The organism is Patescibacteria group bacterium (genome assembly GCA_018897295.1).
Taxonomy (GTDB): Bacteria; Patescibacteriota; Minisyncoccia; order RBG-13-40-8-A; family RBG-13-40-8-A; genus JAHILA01.
Genome location: JAHILA010000014.1, coordinates 16,669 through 38,421, shown reverse-complemented (window position 1 = coordinate 38,421; position 21,753 = coordinate 16,669). Strand labels below are relative to the sequence as shown.

The 21,753-nt window shown below is 36.5% G+C and carries 18 protein-coding genes; 1 reads left to right on the top strand and 17 read right to left on the bottom strand.

Annotation, left to right across the window (positions count from 1 at the left end):
- Position 1: 1 nt before the first annotated feature.
- Genes KKI21_02100 through KKI21_02065 form a run of 8 tightly spaced genes read right to left on the bottom strand, consistent with a single transcriptional unit; the run spans position 2 to position 8,362 of the window.
- Positions 2-1,426 (bottom strand): B12-binding domain-containing radical SAM protein, encoded by a 1,425-nt coding sequence (locus KKI21_02100; protein ID MBU4284997.1) that lies wholly within the window; start codon positions 1,424-1,426, stop codon positions 2-4.
- Positions 1,423-2,535 carry a glycosyltransferase family 4 protein gene (locus tag KKI21_02095; GenBank protein ID MBU4284996.1) on the bottom strand — a complete coding sequence of 371 codons (1,113 nt, stop codon included), beginning with the start codon at positions 2,533-2,535 and terminating at the stop codon, positions 1,423-1,425. The genes KKI21_02100 and KKI21_02095 overlap by 4 nt, the downstream gene beginning before the upstream one ends.
- Positions 2,498-3,658 carry a glycosyltransferase family 4 protein gene (locus tag KKI21_02090; GenBank protein MBU4284995.1) on the bottom strand — a complete coding sequence of 387 codons (1,161 nt, stop codon included), beginning with the start codon at positions 3,656-3,658 and terminating at the stop codon, positions 2,498-2,500. Before KKI21_02090 ends, KKI21_02095 begins: the two co-directional genes overlap by 38 nt.
- A 1-nt stretch (position 3,659) precedes the next feature.
- The gene (locus tag KKI21_02085) at positions 3,660-5,096 is read right to left on the bottom strand and encodes a B12-binding domain-containing radical SAM protein (protein ID MBU4284994.1); all 1,437 of its coding nucleotides are present in this window, start codon (positions 5,094-5,096) and stop codon (positions 3,660-3,662) included.
- On the bottom strand, positions 5,093-6,151 hold the full coding sequence (locus KKI21_02080) for a glycosyltransferase family 4 protein (GenBank protein MBU4284993.1): 1,059 nt from the start codon (positions 6,149-6,151) through the stop codon (positions 5,093-5,095). The genes KKI21_02085 and KKI21_02080 overlap by 4 nt, the downstream gene beginning before the upstream one ends.
- Positions 6,152-6,170: 19 nt before the next feature.
- Positions 6,171-6,707 (bottom strand): hypothetical protein, encoded by a 537-nt coding sequence (locus tag KKI21_02075; GenBank protein ID MBU4284992.1) that lies wholly within the window; start codon positions 6,705-6,707, stop codon positions 6,171-6,173.
- Between the two features lie 47 nt (positions 6,708-6,754).
- The gene (locus KKI21_02070; protein MBU4284991.1) at positions 6,755-7,903 is read right to left on the bottom strand and encodes a glycosyltransferase family 4 protein; all 1,149 of its coding nucleotides are present in this window, start codon (positions 7,901-7,903) and stop codon (positions 6,755-6,757) included.
- 60 nt (positions 7,904-7,963) lie between these two features.
- Positions 7,964-8,362 carry a GxxExxY protein gene (locus KKI21_02065; GenBank protein ID MBU4284990.1) on the bottom strand — a complete coding sequence of 133 codons (399 nt, stop codon included), beginning with the start codon at positions 8,360-8,362 and terminating at the stop codon, positions 7,964-7,966.
- Positions 8,363-8,454: 92 nt separating this feature from the next.
- On the opposite strand from KKI21_02065, the gene KKI21_02060 reads away from it, so the two are divergent.
- Positions 8,455-9,537 carry a DegT/DnrJ/EryC1/StrS family aminotransferase gene (locus KKI21_02060; protein ID MBU4284989.1) on the top strand — a complete coding sequence of 361 codons (1,083 nt, stop codon included), beginning with the start codon at positions 8,455-8,457 and terminating at the stop codon, positions 9,535-9,537.
- On the opposite strand, the gene KKI21_02055 is transcribed toward KKI21_02060, so the two are convergent.
- From KKI21_02055 to KKI21_02015, 9 genes are all read right to left on the bottom strand, one after another.
- Positions 9,506-10,525 (bottom strand): peptidoglycan bridge formation glycyltransferase FemA/FemB family protein, encoded by a 1,020-nt coding sequence (locus KKI21_02055; protein ID MBU4284988.1) that lies wholly within the window; start codon positions 10,523-10,525, stop codon positions 9,506-9,508. The genes KKI21_02060 and KKI21_02055 overlap by 32 nt on opposite strands.
- 139 nt (positions 10,526-10,664) lie before the next feature.
- Positions 10,665-11,957 (bottom strand): hypothetical protein, encoded by a 1,293-nt coding sequence (locus tag KKI21_02050; protein MBU4284987.1) that lies wholly within the window; start codon positions 11,955-11,957, stop codon positions 10,665-10,667.
- A gap of 43 nt (positions 11,958-12,000) precedes the next feature.
- Complete coding sequence (locus KKI21_02045; GenBank protein ID MBU4284986.1) at positions 12,001-12,999, bottom strand: hypothetical protein; 999 nt, start codon at positions 12,997-12,999, stop codon at positions 12,001-12,003.
- A 138-nt stretch (positions 13,000-13,137) separates the two neighbouring features.
- A complete protein-coding gene (locus KKI21_02040) occupies positions 13,138-13,941 on the bottom strand; it encodes a polysaccharide deacetylase family protein (GenBank protein MBU4284985.1) in 804 nt (267 codons plus the stop codon).
- Positions 13,942-14,005: 64 nt separating this feature from the next.
- Entirely contained in the window at positions 14,006-15,103 is a 1,098-nt protein-coding gene (locus KKI21_02035) for a glycosyltransferase (protein MBU4284984.1), read from the bottom strand.
- Positions 15,072-16,439, bottom strand: a complete 1,368-nt coding sequence (locus KKI21_02030) for a right-handed parallel beta-helix repeat-containing protein (GenBank protein ID MBU4284983.1) — start codon at positions 16,437-16,439, stop codon at positions 15,072-15,074. The genes KKI21_02035 and KKI21_02030 overlap by 32 nt, the downstream gene beginning before the upstream one ends.
- A gap of 202 nt (positions 16,440-16,641) precedes the next feature.
- Entirely contained in the window at positions 16,642-20,283 is a 3,642-nt protein-coding gene (locus tag KKI21_02025) for a hypothetical protein (protein ID MBU4284982.1), read from the bottom strand.
- A 35-nt stretch (positions 20,284-20,318) separates the two neighbouring features.
- The gene (locus tag KKI21_02020; GenBank protein MBU4284981.1) at positions 20,319-21,092 is read right to left on the bottom strand and encodes a hypothetical protein; all 774 of its coding nucleotides are present in this window, start codon (positions 21,090-21,092) and stop codon (positions 20,319-20,321) included.
- Between the two features lie 84 nt (positions 21,093-21,176).
- The gene (locus tag KKI21_02015) at positions 21,177-21,737 is read right to left on the bottom strand and encodes an RNA polymerase sigma factor (GenBank protein MBU4284980.1); all 561 of its coding nucleotides are present in this window, start codon (positions 21,735-21,737) and stop codon (positions 21,177-21,179) included.
- Between the last annotated feature and the right edge of the window lie 16 nt (positions 21,738-21,753).

The window sequence follows — 21,753 nt, the reverse complement described above, 5'->3', positions numbered from 1 at the left end:
TTTAAAATTTAAAAAAATAATCAATTCCCGTTTTAACCAATTCTTTCAATTCGCCGAATGATTTTATTTTTCTTAGCTTATTAAATCCTTTTTTAAAAACATTGCCCTTAATTCCCAAGCCTCTTACCATAATTGCTTTTATTTTCTCCAATTCAGCACCAGGCCATTCCATATAAAACAAAGATGGATCGGTTCCGGCAACTTTATATTTTGGCGACTGGTACGGGCTGTTCCAGGAAAAATCTTTCGGCATCAATCCTCGTTCTTTTGCCATCAATTCCAGCTCCGTGCCTGGATAAATAACCGTGAAGCCGTAAGCGGGATAAGAATTTTTAATCTTGCTCAATTCTTTCATCAGGCCTATTGTTTGTTTTAAATCATCTAATGTTTCTTCCGGCAAATTAACCATAAAATTGGTAACCACTACCATGCCGACTTCCGATGACCATCGCACGGCATTCAACACTTGTTCAACGGTGATGTTTTTCTTAATAATTTTTATGATTCTCGGACTCCCAGATTCAACACCAAAACTGATTCTGATGCATCCTGCTTTTCCCATTAATTGCAGTAATTCTTTGTCTACGGTATTAACCCTTGCCCGGGCATACCAAATTATATCCAGTTTCCTTTTGATAATTTCTTCACAAACAGCCGTAACGTGGCTTTTCACCATGGTTAAAGTGTCGTCCCAAAAATCAAAACCGTGATAGCCGTATGTCTTATGCAAATACTCAACCTCGTCAATGAAATTTTTCGGACTTCTTAATCTCAGTACTGATCTGGCGTTAGCGCAGTAGACGCATACATTTGGGCATCCCCTGGCGCTTAAAACGCCTACAGAACGAACGTTTGTGCCATCTATGGGCTTGTTATACTCTTTAAGGTCAAATAGGTGCCAAGCGGGCATTGGAAGCTCATCTAAGTTCATTATCAAATCAGTTAATGGTTTTTCTATAATCTGGCCATTTTTATCTCTATAAGCCAATCCTGAAACTTTTGAAATGTCCCCTTTATTTTCCAAAACATCTAATAATTGAACAATTGCTTTTTCACCCTCGCCTCTGATAATATAATCTATTTCTGGAACCAATTCCAAAGCATTTTTCGCTGTCAAAGAAAAATGCGGGCCACCCATTAAAACAATTACATTTTTATTTTCCTTTTTTAGTCCCTTCGCCAAAGCAATCGCCTTAAATCTGTTGTCGGTAATAGAATGTATACCAACAACATCCGGATTTTTAGCCAGTATTTTCCCAGCTGCTTCAGACGCGGTCAAACCATAAGTATGAGCATCAAAAATCTCAACCTGATGATGGCTGAATTTTTCCATATAGCCGGCAATATAACCAATGCCCAAAAACGGCAGACCCTTTCTTTCCAAGTCGCCTTCTGCTCTAGGACTAGTTGTAAGAATTAATTTCATTTAAATAATTTTACAAATATATCAATCACTTTATCTATTGAATATTCCTTGATTTTTTGCAATTCTTCTTTTCTGAAATCTTCGTATACCCTTTCGTCCGATATTAAGTTTTCTATTTTATGGGCAAACATTTCGGCGTCTCCTGACCTGACTAGAAATCTTTGAGCGATTTCCGAAGAAATTTCCCTGACTGCTCCGATATCGGAAGCAATATAAGGAACGCCCATTGCCATTGCTTCCAACAACACTCTCGGAAATCCTTCTTCCATAGACGGCATGATAAATATATCCGTCTTTTCGTAATACTTAATTATATTTTCATTAGGAATGGCTCCCAAAACTTCGATAATTTTTTTTAATTTGTTTTCCTCTATTTCTTTCAATAAATCATCTCCATACGGACCATTGCCTGCAACCAATATTTTGTATTTTGTATTTAGTATTTGGGATAAATGTTTTGCTATCGGCACAATCATATCCGCGCCCTTCCTTTTTGAAAGCCAATGAATAAATAATAAAGTCTTTTCCGCCCGAGGCGGACCAGCCTTGGGCTGGAAGTTTCCCGGTTTAAATCTTTCCAGGTTTATCCAATTAGGCATTACTTTAACTCTTTCCGGACTCAGATGATAATGTTCAATATATCCTTTCTTCATCCCCGCGCTGCCGGTTACCAGATAATGAGACCATTTCAAGCACAATTCATATCCTATTTTTGAAGAATCTTTTTTCTTAAACAACCAATTCATGGCACAATTCCAATAATACGACTTCCCGCCGAAAACCCTGGATATAATTGCGGCGTTGGTTCCGCCGATATAACAATAATGGGTATAAAAGTTTTTATATCCTTTAATTCTGGCGATTAAAACAGCAATAAAACTCTCAATAAAGCGAAAAGGGATAAACTTAAATTTTTGGATATAAATAAATTTTATATCCGGCATAACACTCCCGATATCTTCTTTGTTGCTACTACTTCTTTCTACGATTAAAAATATGTCCAGTTTTTTAGACGCCTTTTCCAAAAATTCATACAGATGGAAAAAATGGCTGTCTGTTTTGGAATTATAATCAGGCAGAACGTAGCAAAGCTTGATATATTTTTGCATAATTTTCAATTACTTTTTTTCTTTCAAATCGTTGGATTGTTTGGCAGCCGTTTTCAGCTATCTTCTGCCTTAGATTGTCGTCCTTTAATAATAAAATTATCTTCTCAGCAATATCCTCGGCATTCCATTTGATAAATATTCCATTTTCACCATGCTTAATTATATCCAGCATCACCCCGACTCTGCTTGTAATAACCGGCACTTTACAAGCCATTGCTTCTAAGGTTACTCTCGGTCCACCTTCGTTAAATGACGGCATAACTAAAATTTTTGATTGATTATAAATTCTCGCCAAATCATTTATGGTCGGCAACCAACCGACAAATTCCACATTATTTTCTAATTTATTCTTTATAATATATTTCTTGATCCTTTTCTCCAACGGCCCACTTCCAATAATTACAAGCTTGATGTTTGGAATCTGTGATTTGAGACTTCTCACTGCTTTCAGTAATAAAAATATACCTTTATTCTTCGCTAATCGACCGGAAAAAACCAAGTCATATTTTTTTTCTGCGGCATTGGGTTTAAATACTTCAAAATCGATATAAAATGCCGGTGCAATTTTTATCTTTTTCTCATCAACCCCTGCTTTTTTCAAAAATTCTGGTGTTTGTATCTGATTAATCACTCTAATTGCTTTAGCTCTCTTTGAAAAAAAATTTATAAAATATTTAGTTAAAATTTTATAAAACCACTCCTTAAAATTCCCTGCTTTGGGATAACCAGTGATATGCATTACTTCTAAAAAGTAAGGGGTTTTTATTTTATTGTAAAGCCACAATCCGCCAATATCATTATAAAAAGGAGGATAGCTATGAATTGTGAACAAATCAAATTTCTGCTCTTTATAAATCTCTGCTCCTTTTTTAAAAATAAACCACGGCTGAAGGATTAAAGGCAAATTAGAACTATGCACATATACGTTATTAAAAAATTTTTGAACACATGGTTTTGCTTGCCCGCCGAAGCACCCGCCTGCCGGCGAGGCAGGTTGGCGAAGGCGGGGACAGATAATATCAATCCTCTCCCAATATTTAGACAATTCTTCCAACACATAATAAAATGGCCCTTTTTTGCCCTGAGCCAAGGCTGTATCGCCTGAAATGATTAAAAGTTTCATATTACTTGAATTTTTTAACAAAAGAATGGATTTTTCTTAAAAATTTTCCGATTAACCCTTTTTCCTCGATTGCCAACCCGGCAAAATATTCAATAACTGGTATATCAATGGCGAATTTAAAAAACTTTTTCCTGATTCTATATTCAACCCATTTGTTTAGAAATCCGATTTTATAACTGAAAAATTTGAAATACTCCCTGACTCTCCACACTTTTTTGGCATCAACCCAAGGAGATAAAAAATCTTTTCTAAATCTATCGATGCTTCCCCAGTCTTCTGTTTTAATCGGCGGATTAAATCCTTGTTCTATTGCAAATTTATACATCAATGAGCCAGGATAGGGCAAATATGCCCCAAGCGTAAATCCTGCCCTAGCATGTATTTTGTGAACCCAAGACATCAAATCAAGAGTTTTATTAAATTCTTCTTTTGTTTCTGTGGGTAATCCGACTATTGTAGAATAAGTGACGTAAAGATCATGCTTCGCCAATATCTCTACACCTTCTTTTATTTTATCAACTGTATAACCTTTATTGATTAATTTCAGCATCCTGTTGCTGCCCGATTCTATGCCAATAAGCAGTTCGCTGACTTTTAATTCTTTTAATCTTTTCGCCAAATCATCAGTAATCATATCAATTCTGATTTCTGTATGCGCTGGTATGTCAATTTTTTCCAATATTTCCAATGCTCTTTGACTATCAATAAAAAAATTATCATCATAAAATTTTATCGCATCAACTCCGTATTCTTTTTTTAAAAAATTGACGTCTTCAACAACTGAATTTACTGACCAAACCCTCCATCTGTTTTTATTAAATGCCCTGTTATAACAAAAAGCGCAATTAAAAGTGCATCCACGGCTTGCTTTATAAGCTATTGTCCGCGTTGCGCCTTTCAACCGGAAAAGATATTTTTCAATATCAACCAAACTGAAATCCAACCTGTAATCATCCAGATTTTTTATGAATTCCCGTGGCTGGTTGATTACTATTTTCTTGTTTTTTTTGTGCCCCAGACCCGCTATATTATCAAAGCTTTCACCATTTTTCAATTTATTAGCAAATTCTATGATTGTTACTTCTCCTTCGCCAATAACAACATAATCAATATAATCTTCTTCTAGGCATTGTTCAGGCAGAAGAGACGGATGGATCCCGCCCCAGGTAATCGGAAGCTGTGAATTTTTTTCTTTTATTTTTTTACTTAATTCCGCGCTGTGTTTGGTTTGCATTCCTGTCATTACCGAAATACCGACAAATTCCGGATGCATCCCGACAATTTTATCAGCTGCCTTATCAATGATTTTCTCGTTAATATTAATTAGTTTCACTTCAAACCCTGCTTTTTTCAGAGCGCTGCCCACAGATAAAATTCCCAAAGGCAAGGTAACTTCGGAATGGTCTTTGGAATAATTAATTTGGATTAAAACTATCATGGTCTTAAAACGTTTAATGTTTCTTCCAGTATTATTTCTAATTTAAATTTCTCTAATGTCTTTTTTCCGTTCTCAATAAATTTTCTTCGCAAATTTTCATCTTTCCATAATCTTAAAATAGCATTTTTTATTTGCTCTTTATTATTATACTCAACCAATAATCCATTATAACTGTTTCTGACGATTTCGGGATTCCCACAAACATTGGTTGTAATCACAGGCAATTCGCAAGCCATTGCTTCCAAAAGGATATGCGAAAATCCTTCATACCCGGAATTCAGTACGAAAATCATACTTGTCTTAAAATACGCCATTAGTTCATTATGAGATAATTTAGTCGCTATAACCAATTTGAATTTCGGATTTTCTTTTAGCAAATCCGACATTATCTCATCTAGAGTATCAAATCCTTTCCATGGCTCTGGCCTACCAGCTGAAATAATTATATCGCCATCTAAATTCAAATTTTCAATTTCCGATTTCCAATTTTCAATTCCCGAAAAAGCATTATAAATAACCTTAATTTTATTCTCATTAATCCCCCAGCCTTTTACTATTTTCTTTAAAAACTCGCTCGGGACAATAATTTTGTCCGCGCTTTTACAAACTTTTTTCTGAATTCTTCTTATTCTTTCAATTCTGGAATTATATTTTTTATTTTGGAATTCTTCAATTAATTCTTTAACGCCAAATTGATTTACCCCTTGTTCCCAGGCATAATCACCAACAACTTTAATCACAAATTTCTTTCTCAAAATTTTACTCACCCACATTGTTGGCAAACCAGCTGCTAATGGACCTTGGGCATAAATTACATCGCAATTTCTGGCTAATTTCAAAAGGTTCCAAAAATACAATAAATATCTGAATAATTTATTTTTTCTTAAAATTCTGACAATTTTAAAATTTTCATTATCTTCTTGTTTTTTATCCGAATAACAAATCAAAGAGACATTAATTCCTTGTTTAGTAAATTCCCGCGCAGTAGTTTGCGAGTATGTTGCTGGTCCGCCAATATCCGGCGGGTATATTCCTGATGCAATTACGATTTTCATATAAATATATTATTCGAATCTACAAATTAATATTCGAATCTACTAATAAATGTTTTTTTCTAACCGAAGCTATAACCACTTCATAAACTCCAAATAGAATTGCGACATAGAACAAATCACCAATTAACGTACCTCTGAAAAATGGCAATGCCATTGTAAAACACTGACTTAAGCCATTTAAAGTGTGCGGATACCACGAATAGAACGCCCAAACAGCAAAATTGGTAATCAGAAAAAACAAAACAGAACCTAAAACAGTTCCGCCGATTATTGTGCCTATATTTTTATGTTTCTTAATAAATAATCCGATTAAACCAACCAAAATAAAACTTAAGTATACCCCTGCCATTAATTTGGCATCGTAAAAACCAATAAACAAATCACTGACAAATATCGCAACTATCGGAACGATCAAGGCATATTTTTTATTAAGATAAACTCCGCCGAATAATGCCATTGCCGCAATTGGCGCAAAATTCGGAAAATGCGGAGCAAATCTCAGCGCTGCTCCGATGACCACAAAAGCTATTGCTAAAAATGGAATAACTTTTTTCATATTTCTTGCCCGCCTGCTTGCGCTTCGCGCTTGCGGCGGGTTACTTCTTAATTATTATTTATTGTTTTAGTATATAACTCTTTTAATTTCCTCACTACCTGATCCCAGTTATATATTTCCCTAACCATTTTCAAACCATTTACTGTCAGTTTTTGATATAATTCTTTGTCTGCTAAAAGTTTTTTTATCTTTTCGGCAATATCCTTCGGATTTCCCGGCTCACAGAAAAGACCCGTTTCTCTATCTTTTAAAAAATCGGGTATCCCGCCCACAGGAGTTCCGATAACCGCAACACTGCATGCCATTGCCTCCAAAAAAACTATCCCGAATCCCTCTGCTAAAGACGGCCTGACAAAAATATCCGCGCAAGCAACATATTTGGGTAATTCACTATGGAGAATATCCCCCAAAAGGAAAACTCGGTCTTCCAAGTTAAAATCCTTTATCATTTTCTCTAATTTTTCTTTTTCTGAACCACTGCCGCAAATCATTAGTTTAAAATCAAAATCCTGAAGATATTTTACCGATTCAATTAAATCGTGCGTTCCATTCTTATGCTCCAGCCGCGAAACGCAAACAATTAAATTTTCCGCATCAAACCCAAGTTCTTTTCTGGTTTTTAATTTATCAACATCCGGCCTAAATCTTTCCCAATTAACTCCATTCGGGATCATCTCAACTTTCTGCACATAGTATTGCCTTATATGGTCTGCCAAATAATTGCTTACTGCGTGGCAATAATCAGCATTTTTAAAAACCGCCTTTTCCATCTTTTTATAAATCGCCTTAATGATATTGATATTCAAGCGTGGATGGTATACACTAAAATCAGCCGATTGAATAGTAAGTAAATATGGGACTTTTGTCAGTTTTTTTAATATCAAACTGATAATTCCGCTCAAAAACCCTTGAGCATGGATTAGCTCTATTTTCTCTTTTTTAATCAATTTAATTGACTTAAAAAAAATCCATATCATTGCCCCAACAATAAACCATGGCTTGCTATAAGACAGGTTTTTCAGCGACCAGGGCGAGGTTCTGAGTATTCTTAAATTGTTGTTTATTTCTTTGCTGGGCGCATTCGCAACCCTGCTGGTAATAACAAAAACATTATCGGTTTTGCCGATTCTCTCGGCAATATTCTGAGAGAAAATCTCAAAGCCGCCGATTATTGGAGGATAATGTAAAATTGGCATCAAAATACGCATGGTATTATCCGAATGATACGAATATGTATCCGAATCAACGAATGCTTATTAATTTAAATTATTTTTACTTAAAACTCTTTTGGGACTTAAATAATATTCTCTGAAATTTACAATTAATCCAAGTTCTTTATTGTAAGCGTTCAAATATCTCTTCATTTGATAATAATCGTCTTTAGTAATAATGCGTTTAGCCTTTAAGTCTAAAATAATCGTTTCTTGTATTATAAAATCTGGAATGTTTCTTCTTTCGTTTTCACCATTGAATGACGGCGGCAATGGTATCTCTCTTTTATATTCAACTTTTTCTATTTTAAATAAGTTCTCGAGCGCATCAGCATATTGCAATTCATTATAAAATCGCCCCAATTCATTATGAATTCTGAAACATAAACCACAAACTTTATATGATAATTCGGGATATAAAACATCTTTATAAACTTTTTCCATAAATATATTATTCGAATGATACGAATATGTATCCGAATCAACGAATTATTTGTAGATTCGCATATTAATTTGTAGATTCGGATAATAAAATTATGTATTTTGCGCATCCACAATTTAAAAAATTCCCCTTACGAGTATTCTTCAGAAAATTTTCTGAAGCTGATTTAAAAAATAAATTAGCTAAGATTTTTCCTGATTACCAAATTATTTTCACTAACTCTGGCAGGTCTGCTTTCCGGCTAGCAATACAACAGCTGAATCTAGAAAACTCTGAAATGATTATGCCTGCCTATATCTGTGATATTTTAAAACCGATTTTAGAAAAATATAATATTAAGCCGGTTTATCTGGATACGAATCTCAAAACTTTTCATGCTGATTCTATTGATATTGAGTCAAAGATTACTCCACTGACTAAATCTATTTTAATCTGCCACACTTACGGACTGCCAATTGAAATGGATAGAATCCTGGGAATCGCCAAAAAATATAATTTAAAAATCATTGAGGATTGCGCGCATATTGCGCCACCGATGTCCCCTGAAAAATTCGGGGATGCTTTATTTTTCAGCTTTGCTAAATTGTTTCCTGTTATAAACGGAGGAATGCTGATTTGTAAAAATCAAATCGAATTAGAATTGCCAAAATATAAATCAAGATTATTTAATATTGTAAAATTTTTGAGGTTGTTTCCAATGCTGGCTGGATTGTCGGAATTGTTTAGGAGAATTAATCCGCCTTCGCCCCTGCATCTACGGGGCTACGACGAGACAAGAAAGGCATCAAAAGGATGTTTAAAAATTGTAAATTACTATCTGGATAATCTTGAAACCAATCTCAATAAACGAATCAACTTGGCAAAATACTTTCAAAAGAAATTAACAGAAATAGGTTTTGAGGTGCCTGCCTCATCGGCAGACAAGCAGGAATCTGAAAATAATACTTTTACCTATTTATCTGCGCTTGTGCCTAAAAATACAAACCGCGACGAATTATTCAATAAATTAAGAAAGAAAGGGATTTTCTGTTCGCGTATCTGGCAAAAACCATTATTTAACGAATTCCCTAATACTGCCGAAACTGCAAAACGCATTATTAATTTCCCTCTTCAAAACTGGTTTACTGAAAAAGATATTAATAAAATTACAGACGGTATTTTATCAAGTATGGGCTAAGTTTTTTAATTATAAAATTCGGCAATAATCCCCAAATAAATCTGATTATTTTTGATGAACGGAAAGATTCTTCCGTTCTTTTTATTCCAATCTGATAAATTGGCCACTCTGTTCCTCCCCACCCGCGCTTGAAAATTTCCAAATCCGAACCTTGTGGCGAAGCGCCTAAATCAAGAGTAATATTTTTGCCAATTAGACCCTTTATCTTTTCCCATAAAATAAGGTGCGCTATGCCGAAATTATGGTATTTGTAATCCGAGGCGCTCAAGAAATAATGGATAAATCCACCCGCTTCGCCGCGAGGCGAGCTATATTTCAGAAACAAGGCACCCCCCACGATTTTACCCCTATAAGAGGCCAATAACAGCTCGCTAGACGGGTTTTGACATAGAAATTGAATCAGGGGCCATGGATAAGGAATGGTCTTCTTTTGTCTCAAATTAGCCGCATATAAATCGTAGAATTTCTTCAGTTCTTTTGGGTTTTTATAAGCCCTGATTTCCAAACCTTGCTCCTTGGCATTTCTGATTTCCTGCCTCAAAGTTTTACGTAAAGATTCCCAGATTTCCTGTTCTGATTTATTTTCCAGATATAACCAATAGCTTGATAAATTACTTGAAGAGCGCGGATTACCTAAAATTTCTGAAATCCGCGGATGAATTTTAATTTTAATATTATCACCAAATTCTTTAAAAATATCTCTTGTAAATTCTTCCCACATAATACTTCCCTTTAGTGGTAGTGGTCCGCCATATTCACAAAAAGGCAAAGAAATTAACTTTTCCATGCCTGTTGACAGGCAGGTTTTTATCCGCCCAAAAACCAATATTGCCTCATCATACTTATACAAATAATATTCAAATTTTAGCCACTTAAATTCTTTTTCCAAAAATTCATGCCATTCTATAGAATGAAAAAACGTCTTAAAAAGCGTTTTATCCAATAATGCCTTAAATTCGGGCTTATTTAGCTCTTGGAAATTACCCATATATTTGTATTAAGAATAGCATTTTCACAGCAAAAAAACAACCCCAAAACAATGAAAAATGTCCCGACCCATGTCGGGATATTTTTCTCTTTATTCCTTCTCAACTCCTACAAGGAAGAAGCGAAGGTCCAAATCAATGTTATTTTAAGGAAGTTATATCAGCGCCTTTAGAATACCAGTCCAATTCTGATTTATTAATAGTGAAGATATCCTCAGATTTTCCTCCTTGAGCCAAAAAATTCTCTCCAGTCATATTCAGCCAATGCAAAGTACCAGTATCCTCGCCCGTTACTTCCAGATGATATACTTTATCTTCATCTACAAAGCGATAATGAGTAGAAGTAATAAACGCATCTCTGGTTGCCGTAGATACGGTTTTTACTGCATTCCATCCTCCATTAAGATGGCCGTACATATTAAAGATAGTCGGATTAAGGAATAATCTTTTATAGCCATACTGGCTGATAATAAAGATGTCAAAATCCCCTTGAGCCCTGATTAAATCTCCTTCTTTTAATCCATAATCTTCTGGTTTAGCCATTGTTGTTGATGTTGTACCCGAATCTCCCAATATTGCGAAATAGGTAAAATGATTTGTTAAAACAGTAATCGTGTTATTCGTTTTATTCAGTGTTCCAGTTAAAGCTGCCCATTTACTTCCGTCCCAATAATAAACCTTTAATGTATCTTCATTTAACCCTGTTACCTGGCTATCGGTATAAGTAAAGGTCAGTGTAATGTCTTTGGAAAATGTAGTTATTGCAGTACTCCCAGCAGTAGCAGTAAAATTATAGATATATCCGCCCACCACATTTTGTCCTGATGGCACTGGTTTACTAGACGTAACCGTTGCCTTGGTTTCTATTGATATTGCTATATTTGTAGATGAAGTAACCGCGCTTGCCGGTAAATCAACTGTGGCCGTAGCAGTTTCAGTGGTAATAAAAGTTGTCTTTCCTCCGCCAGAAGCGGTGGCAGTTACTTGACCAGTAGTTGTAGTTGGCTGAGCAGAAGTCGTAGTAGCCCCGCCACCTCCACCGCCACTACTTCCCCAAGAAGGACAGGTTGCGGAAGTATTGGGAGTAATCACCAAATCCGTAGCTACGGCTTGTCCAGTAAGTACTAATCGAGAATAACTCTGGCTATGCTCGCAATCAGTTGTAAACAAGGAATTGTTCAATACGTACTTACTATATGATCTTATTTCTAAAGAAGAGTTAGTAGAAAGAGAAACGGTTAAAGTACTTGTGCCAACGACGATTGCATCGCAGACCCCTGTATTTAATATGGTTAAATATACACCATTACCTAATAAAATTGTAGTGTCAGCGCTAAAACTAACTTCATCAGCAGCTAAAGCCAATAATGGCCAGCTGATTATACTTACTGTAAAAATCAAGAGAAATACTATTGTTAAAGTTTTTTTGCGCATAAATTAAACAAATTAAATTAAATTAATAACTTATAGTTCCTAATTACTTAGGATCCCACTTATTATCTGTGCCACAGCTACTTATACCCCCTGTTGTATCCAGATAAAGACTTCCAGCTGTACCACAGGCCCCGCTCGGCGAGGCAATTCCAGTCTTGATACTTATTCCTTCCCCCACTAACATACCATTCGCATCAGACGCAGAAACCACACCGCTAAAATAAGTATCGCCTAAATATGTAGTTCCCGAAACAGATGCAGTGCCGTCAACAGAAAGAGTGTAAGCGGGCGAAGAATCAAGAATGCCCAGATACTTGGCGCTGGCAGTAGATAAATCTCCAAATAATAATCCTCCAATATTCATATAATTATCTGCTGTGGCAGAAAGAGTATCAATATCATATCCAATAACGATATTATTCCTTCCTGCCGTTAAATCGTCTCCTGCCTGATATCCAAAAAGAATATTATTATTTCCTGTAAGATTATATCCTGCATCATAACCCATTACGGTATTATTTGAAAACACACCACTACTACCATAACCCACCCTAAAACCTACAAGAGTATTATTATTGTATTCTCCAACTCCAGCATAACCCGCCATATATCCAACAGCAGTATTATAACCTCCTATAGTATTACCTCCAAGAGCACCCACTCCTATTGCTGAATTCGCAATACCGGTAGTATTTTTCCCAAGAGCAGAAAAACCTATTGCCGAATTAGAATCACCAGTGGTGTTAAGGTTAAGGGCATTATAACCAACGGCCGTATTACTATCTGCTGCTCCATCATCATTTGAATATCCTGCTCGATAACCGACAAATACATTGTAGCTGGCTGTGGTTGTTGTTTCTATCCCCGTACCTACAAACGTGTTGTAATAAGTATCATTTGTTGAAAAATTGGTTCCGCTTAAAGTCCCGCCTGCGGAAATATTGTCTCCGATTGTTGTTGTGGCATAAACAATTACCCCAAACACAAACACGCAGATTAAAACGCTTATTAATACGCTAAGAAATTGTTTATTGTTTTTCATAAATTTATGAATTTATTATTCGAATCTACAAATTGATATGCGAATCTACAAATAATTCGTTGATTCGGATACATATTCGTATCATTCGGATAATATATTATTATTTATTACCTTTTAATTATAGCATAAAAAAACCTGTCAAGCAATTTCAGATGAAATTTGCTCTCCGCTCTTAAAATTATACCCTATTTTCTTTAAAAATCCCAGCATTTCATCAAGTTGTTTTAAATATTTTTTACCGCTGTTCTTGCCGTTTTCAAACTCAATTCCATCCCAAGAGTGCATACTAAAACTAATAAATTCCGGCTTTTTTATTTTAAAAATAAATTTAAAAAACTTCACGCCCAGTTTCCTTAACCATGTTCCGACAAACGGAACATCGAACAAAGCCGGACTTTCGGGAATTTCGAGAATCTTTATGTCCCCCTTTTCCCTGTAATTCTTTCTGCTCGGCCAATACGGCGCAATTGGCGCTCTGCCTCTGTATCCGACATATGCTCCGATACGCCAGGGGTAACGCGGAAAAACACTGGCATCATAAATAAAATCATATCTTTCTAAAATCGGGAATTGCTGGTTATCAATCACATTTCTCGGCGCCCTGAATCCTTTTGGCGAAAACCCGAAAATACCTTTGTATAAATTAACGAAATTTTTAACCTGCCTCTCCCTTTCTACTAAATCAATTTTATCCAGCTGGACGTGCCAATAATTATGGCATCCGATTTCAAAATCCTTGGACCATTTTTTAACTAAATCAGGGCAATATTCCAAAACTTCGCCAGTCACAAACAAGGTAGCCGGAACATTATGTTTTCTGAAAATATCAAGAATACAGTCAAGTTTATCTACTGACTCAAACGGATTCTTGTCCTTCGAAGCCCCGACTTTAGTCCGGGCGTAGGAGGATTCAACATCAATTGAGAGAAAACAAGTCCTCATAAATATATTATCCGAATGATACGAATATTTATCCGAATCAACGAATTATTTGTAGATTCGCATATCAATTCGTAGATTCGAATAATTCTACATATCTATTAATCATTTTTTCCAGATTAAATTTTTCTATAACTGTTTTTCTGCCATTAATTGCTAATTTCCTCATTAAATCTTTATTATCCATTAACAACTTTACTGCATCAATAATTGCTTTCGGGCTTTTTGGCTCTATCAAGATGCCATTTTCATTGTTTTGGATAATTTCCGGTATTGCTCCAACTTTTGTAGCAATAATTGGCACTCCGGCAGACATTGCTTCTAAAATTACCCAAGGAAACCCTTCTTTTACAGACGACAGAACAAAGATGTCAAATGCCTTTAAATATTTATACGCGTCAGGAATATTGCTCAATATTACAAGCTTAATATCCTGTAATTTTCCTTCGACTTCTCTTAGGTATTTTAATCCCTTAGTCGGGTAATCATTGGCAATAGTTCCAACAACGAAATCCGAATTATTTAATCGCAGGAAATTTCCTGCTTCTCCTTTATTCAAAAATTTCAGTTTATCTGCATCAATTCCATTGTAAATGGTTAAGATTCCCCTTTGTGGCTTAATACCTATTTTTATTGCCTGCTGTTTGTCTGATTCAGCATTATTGATAATGTAATCTTTCCATCCAGCGCTTATTTTCTCTATCCAAATATACAATTTCTTTTTCCATTTTGGCCAAGGGTCATTAAAAGTCCATCCACCGATTCTGTAAATTACTTTTTTTATTTTGTTTTTTCCTGCCCAACTCCCTAAAAATCCTGCTTTGGAACTGCATAAAAATAAGATATCCGGCTTTTCTTTTTTTATCAATTTTAAAATCTCAATAACGCCCAAGAAATCAAAAAAAGGATTAATTGACCGTCTAAGATATCTTAAATGTCCTGTATCAATCCCTTTTTTCTCTAAAGCAAATAAAAGTCCGTTTTCATTATCACCTTCTAATCCTGCTGCGACTGCAATACTATATTTATCCTGATTTAAATTGGTTACCAAATTATAAATAAAGCGCTGGGCTCCGCCAAACTCGGATTGAGTCACCAAAAAAAGTATTTTTTTCTTAATATCCATTTTCTTGTTATTCCCAGCCGCCATTATCCGATCCGCCATAAGCGCCCATATCGCTTCTGTAATTAGTGCCAGTAAAAAGCTTTCCGTCATTATAACTGGTATTTGGGCTTCCAACATCAATACAAGGCGAAACATCCCCAGAACCCCAGATCAAGCGATAGTTTCTTTCCCTGGTACTGACAAAACGCGGATCCAAAGAAATACCCCCATCGCCAAATCCCACTCCACCAAAAGAATTAGCGCCATTGCCCCAAATATCGCTGTAACTATTGTTTATCTCGCCGCTTTTTAAATATATGCCCGTACTTATCCCGCTGCCCATGTTTGAACTGACGATATTATTTATGGTTTTAACCTTAGAATTGTCCATCCAGATGCCATGGTGATTATCATCAATAGTATTGTTGCGAATTTCAATGGTAATGCCATAGGAAAGATTATCTTTAATAAAAATTCCTCCGCCGTCTTTGTTATCCAATGCGCGATTATTGTAAATAATATTATTAAGAATCACTAATTCGCAATCGTTTTCAGTGTATACTCCCCATTTTGAATCTTTAAAAATAATATTTTTAATCACTCCTTTGGTTTTACTATTACCAACGCAATAAACTGCCTTTTGGTCTTGGCTTTTGATGATAAATCTTTGAATTGAAAAATCACTTGCGCCATTAATAACTATGGCCGAATCATTGCCTTGCCCGTCAATAGTCACATAATTGGCTGACTCGCCAATCAGTTTTACATTTTTGCTAATTACTATATTTTCCTTATAAGTTCCTTTGGAAACAGAAATCGTGTCTCCGTTAATTGAAGCGTCTAAAGCGGACTGGATAGTGGCATAATCAGCAGGAACTTTTATAGTGATATTTTCTGTTCTTGTTGGGGGTATCGGGATTATTGGCGTTTTTGGGGCTTCCGGGGACTGATATGCTAAATCCAACCCAGTAGCATAAAAGTTCCATTCATAAGAATTAATTTCATAAATAGCATTTGATTTATAACCAAAGCCATTAAAATCTTCCGCTGTTTTTATCCATCTTCTTTCTCCTGTATCGCCATTGGAGTATAATTTGTAAACCTTTTCATCGCCAACTGCCCTAACCAAATCAGAAATTGTATATTCATCTAATTCTGTTTGGCTGACTGTTTTGATATTCTCCCATTTCAGATGGCTGTATTGGTTGAAAATTTCGGGATTTAGAATCAGACGTTTGTATTTTAAGGAATCCACAAGTTTAACAATATAAACATCCGGATTGTCGGATGTTTTAATTAAGTCGCCATCAATAATAATTGCGGCTGAAACATTTGAAGGGATAAACCAAAAAGAAACCAAAAGGATTATTAATATTGCTAAAAATAACTTTTTCATAAATATAAATTTTTTAATTTTAAATTTTATTTTTTTTCACCCTACGGGTGACCAGCCGTAGGCTGGCATATATCCAGATTATAACATAATTTACAAACCAAACAAAGCAACCCCAAATGAAAAGCCCCGCAAATGCGGGGCTTTTCAAGTTTTCCTGAACGCTATCTTACAAGGATAAATAGCTCAGGTCAAAATCAGTAGATTATGGAGTTGCTGTTCCTCTCAAGATTGTGAAAGTAATTGGCAATGGGCCAATGTTCTTAATCAGAGATGGCATACCATATCTGCTCTCGGCGCTTGCATCTCCATCAACAGTACTTATACCTTCTTCGGCTGTACTATCGTGCCAAACAATATCTCTTTCTCCGAAGCCCATTGAACCAGTGGCCAAATTGCCTCCATCATCATTTCTCAACTGCAAATAGATGAATTCGTCTGTCTTTAAGAAGTCAGTACTTGCATCTGCTGCAGCCAAGTCAACGTGAAGTTCTCTAGTTGTGCCACTCGGAATAGTAACATCTTTCTCTTCAAATACGAAGGAAACGCTAGTTACACTTCCGGTTAAACTACCCAATGCTTCTCTACTGGCAACGATATTTTCATTCCAGTCATAAAGATAAAGATTAACAGTGGCATCGTCAGTTGTTGAAGCAACAACATCAAACCTCAAGCATGCGCTAGCAATGTCTATCTCGGTACCTGCTGTTCCGTCAAAGACAACATCATAACCAACAGCAGTGATGGTAAATCTGGCTAACTCGTTTGTAGCAGTGCTTGATACTTTAGCAAACACCGGCTTAGAGCGAGTTACGAAGTGCAGATTGTAATCTGTGCTAGTTGGATCAGTAAACGTGGACAACTGCTTGCCTGATTGAGCGCCATAGACCTTGAATGAGTTAGTGCTACCGGAAATAGGATACATTCTAAAAGGAACTTTTGACTTTCCTCCAGAACCACCATCATAGCTATCAATACTAGCTAAAACAGTGACAAAGGAATTATCATCTTTAGGAATATAAATCCTATCAGTACCAGTAAAGGAAAAAGCTAAACTGGCTGTACTCGCAAAGGTCTTGCCCGTGCTGATTGTCCAGTCACTTGAACCCCACTGAGCTTGGGTTTGGTACTTAAGCTTAAGTGCGCTGAAGTTATCTGTGTCGTCTAAGCTAACGTCTTGGCCATCGTCAAGCACAATTGAGAATGTCTCAATGTACCAGGCCTCATTAGTTCCAGTAAGCTTGAACTTGGAAACCTCGTTATCAGTAGTGCCCATAACCGCCAAACTTTTATCTGGCGTGTCAGAAGCAACGACAACTGCCAATGAGCCATATTCAGCAACACCGTAGTTAACAGTAGCAGCTAATGGGTTTGAAGCATCGCCTGTTCCGTCAACTGAATTGCCATCTACGTCAACAGCTGAAACATCAGCGCTGACATCAAGAATGTCAAATCCAATCCAGGTGTCTGCTGTAGACGCGCTGGCTGGAGCAGCTGAAGAAATATCGGTTTTTACCAATAATGTCTTGGAGTTCCCGGCTGTGATTGTCCAACTCAAACCAGTAAAATCAACATTTTCATAGTTTGTTCCACTGGTGAATCCTTTTGCGGATGAACCAGGAACCATTGCTCCAGTGTCTTTATCATAGATATAAACACTGCCAACAGTATCTTTAACATAATTAGTATCTTTTCCTGCAATCAATGCAACTGCAGTGTTTTCTGTTGTATAAGCAGTCAACTGAATCGTGCTGATTGTAATATCAGAAGCCGAACCAGCAGTGAATACGAATCCAGCTGCTTCTACTCCGCCCTGGCCCTTGATATATACTTTTTCATTTGCAGTAACATCACCTCCTGATGGACTTGCCGACAAGGTAATAGCTAAGCTTGCTGCGGCAATAGTCATTTCTTCTCCAGCAATATCTCCTGACGGAGCAATTGCCGAATCATCAACAGCATCGCTTGTTCCGGCATACTTCACATAACTTACATTACCTGTAGTGCCAATCATTGTAGCATAGCTGTAAAGAATAAATTTAATTCTGGAACTAGCCACTATGTGTTGACCACTATTAGTGTTAGAGGTCTTAATATCAGCAGTTACCTGGAAAGTTCTTGTTGTGCCAGCGGCTAAATCAATAGTGTCAGTATAGGCTTCGTAAAGACCGTTAACACTTCCAGGACAAGAAGCCCTGACACCGTCATTAAACGAAGTTCCGTCTTTTGGACCAATTACAATGGCTCCGCTGTCTTTTTCTTTTATCTTAATATCTTCAATGTCAGCGCCAGCACTAGTGGAAGCGTTATTGTATGTGCCATTGCCATCAGTGTCCTCACAGAATATCAATTCTGTTCTTTTAATGGTAATGTCAGCAGCTGCTGACATTGTGTATTCAAGGAATACAGTGTCAGAAGTTGTAGTTCCAATGCTTGTGGCATTTGGACCAACTTTGTTTAAGGTTAAGTCACCACCCTTACAAGTAACAGTAACAGCATCACCAGTAGCATCAAAGCTAGTAATAGTGGCTGTCATGCCATAACCATAAGTAGTTCCTTTTGCCAAAATATCGGTTGCCAATTCCTGATAGAGAATAATTGTTCTGTCTGGTTTTGTTGCGCCAATATCAGCATAAATGTGGAAAATTTCATTTTCACCTTTTAGAATATAATAAGGTGTGCTGAAAACAAAAGAAACATAACCACTAGAGCCAATACTTGTGGCTGTGGCTACAGTTGCTCCTGTATTGTCTTTAAGTTTAAGATTAGTAATTAGATTATTGTCTGCTGTCCCACCGTTGAATAATTGAATTCTGTAGACATTAGCTCCTTCAGTGGCAACAGTTACCTTAAATTGAGAAATCTCTTGTTCTAAGGCGCCAATGGTGACATTTTTTGTAGCAGAGCCAGTCCTGGCAACAGTTATTGTGCCAGCAGCAGTACCGCTGATTCCCATTGTGTTACTCTTAATTGGAAATGTTCCGCTAACAGTTGTGTCAGCAACAACATCAGAAGCAATTTCAACAGTGAAATAGTTAACATTACCAGCTGTTCCGCTGATGTCAGCTACTAATTCAAATGTAGCTGGAGCAACAATTCCTAAATTAATAAAGGTAACCTTACTGGTTGAAGTGGTAATTGACCTGCCCGATGTTAAACGAACTCCATCTTTGTAAATGTAGAGGTCGTCAAAATCTGCAACAGCGCCAGCTCCATCTCTTTTGAATACAATCTGGTTTAATGTTCCTGAACCTGTTAAATTGTATTTGACAAAGGTTACACCTTGAGCAGTGTTAGGAAGTGTGGAAGCAGCTGGTGTGTCTGAAGCTAATGAAAGCGTCAAAGCTCCGCCACCTGTTCCGCACAAACTTGTTGTAGTTGAGTAATTGTCTCTGTCTGTTGCGTTAATCGTATAAACTGAATCCCAGTCATAACTCTTTGAATTGAAGCAAGTTAAATCATCAACCCACTGCTTTGTACCACTGTCTCCATTCGGAGCGAGCACATAAACAGGGCTATCATCAATCGCTCTTACTAGAGCAGATGTAGTATAACCTTTAACGGTCTCAGCTGAGATTGTTTTGATATTACTCCACTTTAAGTGGCCGTAACTTTCAAAAACTTGCGGGTTTAAAACTAAACGTTTGAAGGTCTTGGTGCCAATTATTTTGACAATAAAAACATCATACGGATAGTATGTGTTTCCATCAGCGTCAACAAATGTGGCATCAGGGCTTACAACGTCGCCATCAACAACAGCAGCGTGAGCAGCTGGGACATATATAAATGAACCAGCCAGCCAAACAATTGTCGTGATAGCTAATGTAATCGATAATAATTTTTTCATTTTAAGTTTTTTTAATTTGTTATTTTTTTCGACCTTTATTTTATTTCGTTAACTTCTTCAAAGCTTGAAGAAGGTGAAATAATTGTTTCTTCTACGGGCGTTTCTTCTGTTTTATCTTCTTCTGTCTTGATTATCTGTTCCGCTTTTTCCTGTGTTTTGTCAACTTCAATTAATGCTTGGTCAATTTCTGCTTTTATTTTCTTGCTTTCTTCCGGCATCAGATAAGCCAATTGATTACTTGTTTTAATTAATGTCTCTTTATAAGAATTAGTTTGGTTGCTGATTAATCTCGCCACTTCAGCTGCTTTCTCGGAGTTCTTGTCTTTTAATTTATCCATATTTTCCTGAACAGTAACTAACTGCGCATTTAAATTTTGAACTGTTTTTTCAATATCATCTCTTTTTTCCGGCTTGCTTGCCACTTGCGCAAATTCGTCCATTCTCTGGGTGGCAAATTTTATTGAAAGTTCAACCTTGTTCTGGTCGCCGTAAGCAAAGGTCATTTGGGTTTTTTCAAATGTTGTTTTCAAGACATATAATGCGTCTCCAGGCAAACTATTCTGGGCAGCGCTGATTACGCCAATGGTTCCCAACGAACTTGCAAAAACAATCAGAACCATAGCTACCACGAATACTGGCCTGAATAGTTTTGAAATATTAAAAATAGGAAAAGTAAAAATGCTTTTCTTTTCCTCTGGTTTGTTTTGCGCTATTTTAGATAGCAAAAAACTTCTTTGACTTTCCAGCCAAGAAGTGGACGGCCTAACCTTTCTTAAATTTTTCAGTTGTTTGACAATAAATTCATCCATAGATCATCCCTCCAATCGCTCTGGTTTCGCTCTACTATATAAGACGAATAACTACCCCCTTTTGTTACACTTTCATTACACCCCTTACTCCTCTTCTGATAAATGCTCTTTTAGGGACTTCAAACCTCTATGAATCAACACCCTGATTGCGCCCTGCGATTTATCCATTGTTTTGGCGATTTGTGGTACTGAAAGCCCATCAATATAATACAAGATTAAGACATCCTGATACTCTTCTTTGATGCGTATTATTGCCCTGTGAATCTGGTCAGATGTTTCTTTGGAAGCAATCTCATCTTTAGCCGGCTCCTCATTTAAAAATAAATGGAAATCATCGCCAATAAGAACCTCCTGCGAGCTTTTTTTCTTGTAATAATCAATAATCAGATTTCTGGCAACTTTATATAAAAGCGCTTGGAATGTCTCCTCTATTCTTATCTCCGGGTTTTTAAGATATTCCCAGATTCTTAAGAAAGATTCTGATGATAAGTCCTCTGCCAAAACCTGCGAACCGACCTTTAGTCGGATGAAACGGAAAATCCTCGGGGCGTATAAATCATAAAGTTGGCCAAAGGCCTCTTTATCCCCCGAAGCAATCTGAGAAAGCAATTCTTTTTCTCTGTCAATTGTTGGAATGTTATCCATACTGTCTATTTAAATA

What these genes read in the sequence shown, in the direction of transcription:
- KKI21_02100 (MBU4284997.1), bottom strand. Translation starts at nt 1,426, where the DNA reads ATGAAATTAATTCTTACAACTAGTCCTAGAGCAGAAGGCGACTTGGAA.
- KKI21_02095 (MBU4284996.1), bottom strand. Translation starts at nt 2,535, where the DNA reads ATGCAAAAATATATCAAGCTTTGCTACGTTCTGCCTGATTATAATTCC.
- KKI21_02090 (MBU4284995.1), bottom strand. Translation starts at nt 3,658, where the DNA reads ATGAAACTTTTAATCATTTCAGGCGATACAGCCTTGGCTCAGGGCAAA.
- KKI21_02085 (MBU4284994.1), bottom strand. Translation starts at nt 5,096, where the DNA reads ATGATAGTTTTAATCCAAATTAATTATTCCAAAGACCATTCCGAAGTT.
- KKI21_02080 (MBU4284993.1), bottom strand. Translation starts at nt 6,151, where the DNA reads ATGAAAATCGTAATTGCATCAGGAATATACCCGCCGGATATTGGCGGA.
- KKI21_02075 (MBU4284992.1), bottom strand. Translation starts at nt 6,707, where the DNA reads ATGAAAAAAGTTATTCCATTTTTAGCAATAGCTTTTGTGGTCATCGGA.
- KKI21_02070 (MBU4284991.1), bottom strand. Translation starts at nt 7,903, where the DNA reads ATGCCAATTTTACATTATCCTCCAATAATCGGCGGCTTTGAGATTTTC.
- KKI21_02065 (MBU4284990.1), bottom strand. Translation starts at nt 8,362, where the DNA reads ATGGAAAAAGTTTATAAAGATGTTTTATATCCCGAATTATCATATAAA.
- KKI21_02060 (MBU4284989.1), top strand. Translation starts at nt 8,455, where the DNA reads ATGTATTTTGCGCATCCACAATTTAAAAAATTCCCCTTACGAGTATTC.
- KKI21_02055 (MBU4284988.1), bottom strand. Translation starts at nt 10,525, where the DNA reads ATGGGTAATTTCCAAGAGCTAAATAAGCCCGAATTTAAGGCATTATTG.
- KKI21_02050 (MBU4284987.1), bottom strand. Translation starts at nt 11,957, where the DNA reads ATGCGCAAAAAAACTTTAACAATAGTATTTCTCTTGATTTTTACAGTA.
- KKI21_02045 (MBU4284986.1), bottom strand. Translation starts at nt 12,999, where the DNA reads ATGAAAAACAATAAACAATTTCTTAGCGTATTAATAAGCGTTTTAATC.
- KKI21_02040 (MBU4284985.1), bottom strand. Translation starts at nt 13,941, where the DNA reads ATGAGGACTTGTTTTCTCTCAATTGATGTTGAATCCTCCTACGCCCGG.
- KKI21_02035 (MBU4284984.1), bottom strand. Translation starts at nt 15,103, where the DNA reads ATGGCGGATCGGATAATGGCGGCTGGGAATAACAAGAAAATGGATATT.
- KKI21_02030 (MBU4284983.1), bottom strand. Translation starts at nt 16,439, where the DNA reads ATGAAAAAGTTATTTTTAGCAATATTAATAATCCTTTTGGTTTCTTTT.
- KKI21_02025 (MBU4284982.1), bottom strand. Translation starts at nt 20,283, where the DNA reads ATGAAAAAATTATTATCGATTACATTAGCTATCACGACAATTGTTTGG.
- KKI21_02020 (MBU4284981.1), bottom strand. Translation starts at nt 21,092, where the DNA reads ATGGATGAATTTATTGTCAAACAACTGAAAAATTTAAGAAAGGTTAGG.
- KKI21_02015 (MBU4284980.1), bottom strand. Translation starts at nt 21,737, where the DNA reads ATGGATAACATTCCAACAATTGACAGAGAAAAAGAATTGCTTTCTCAG.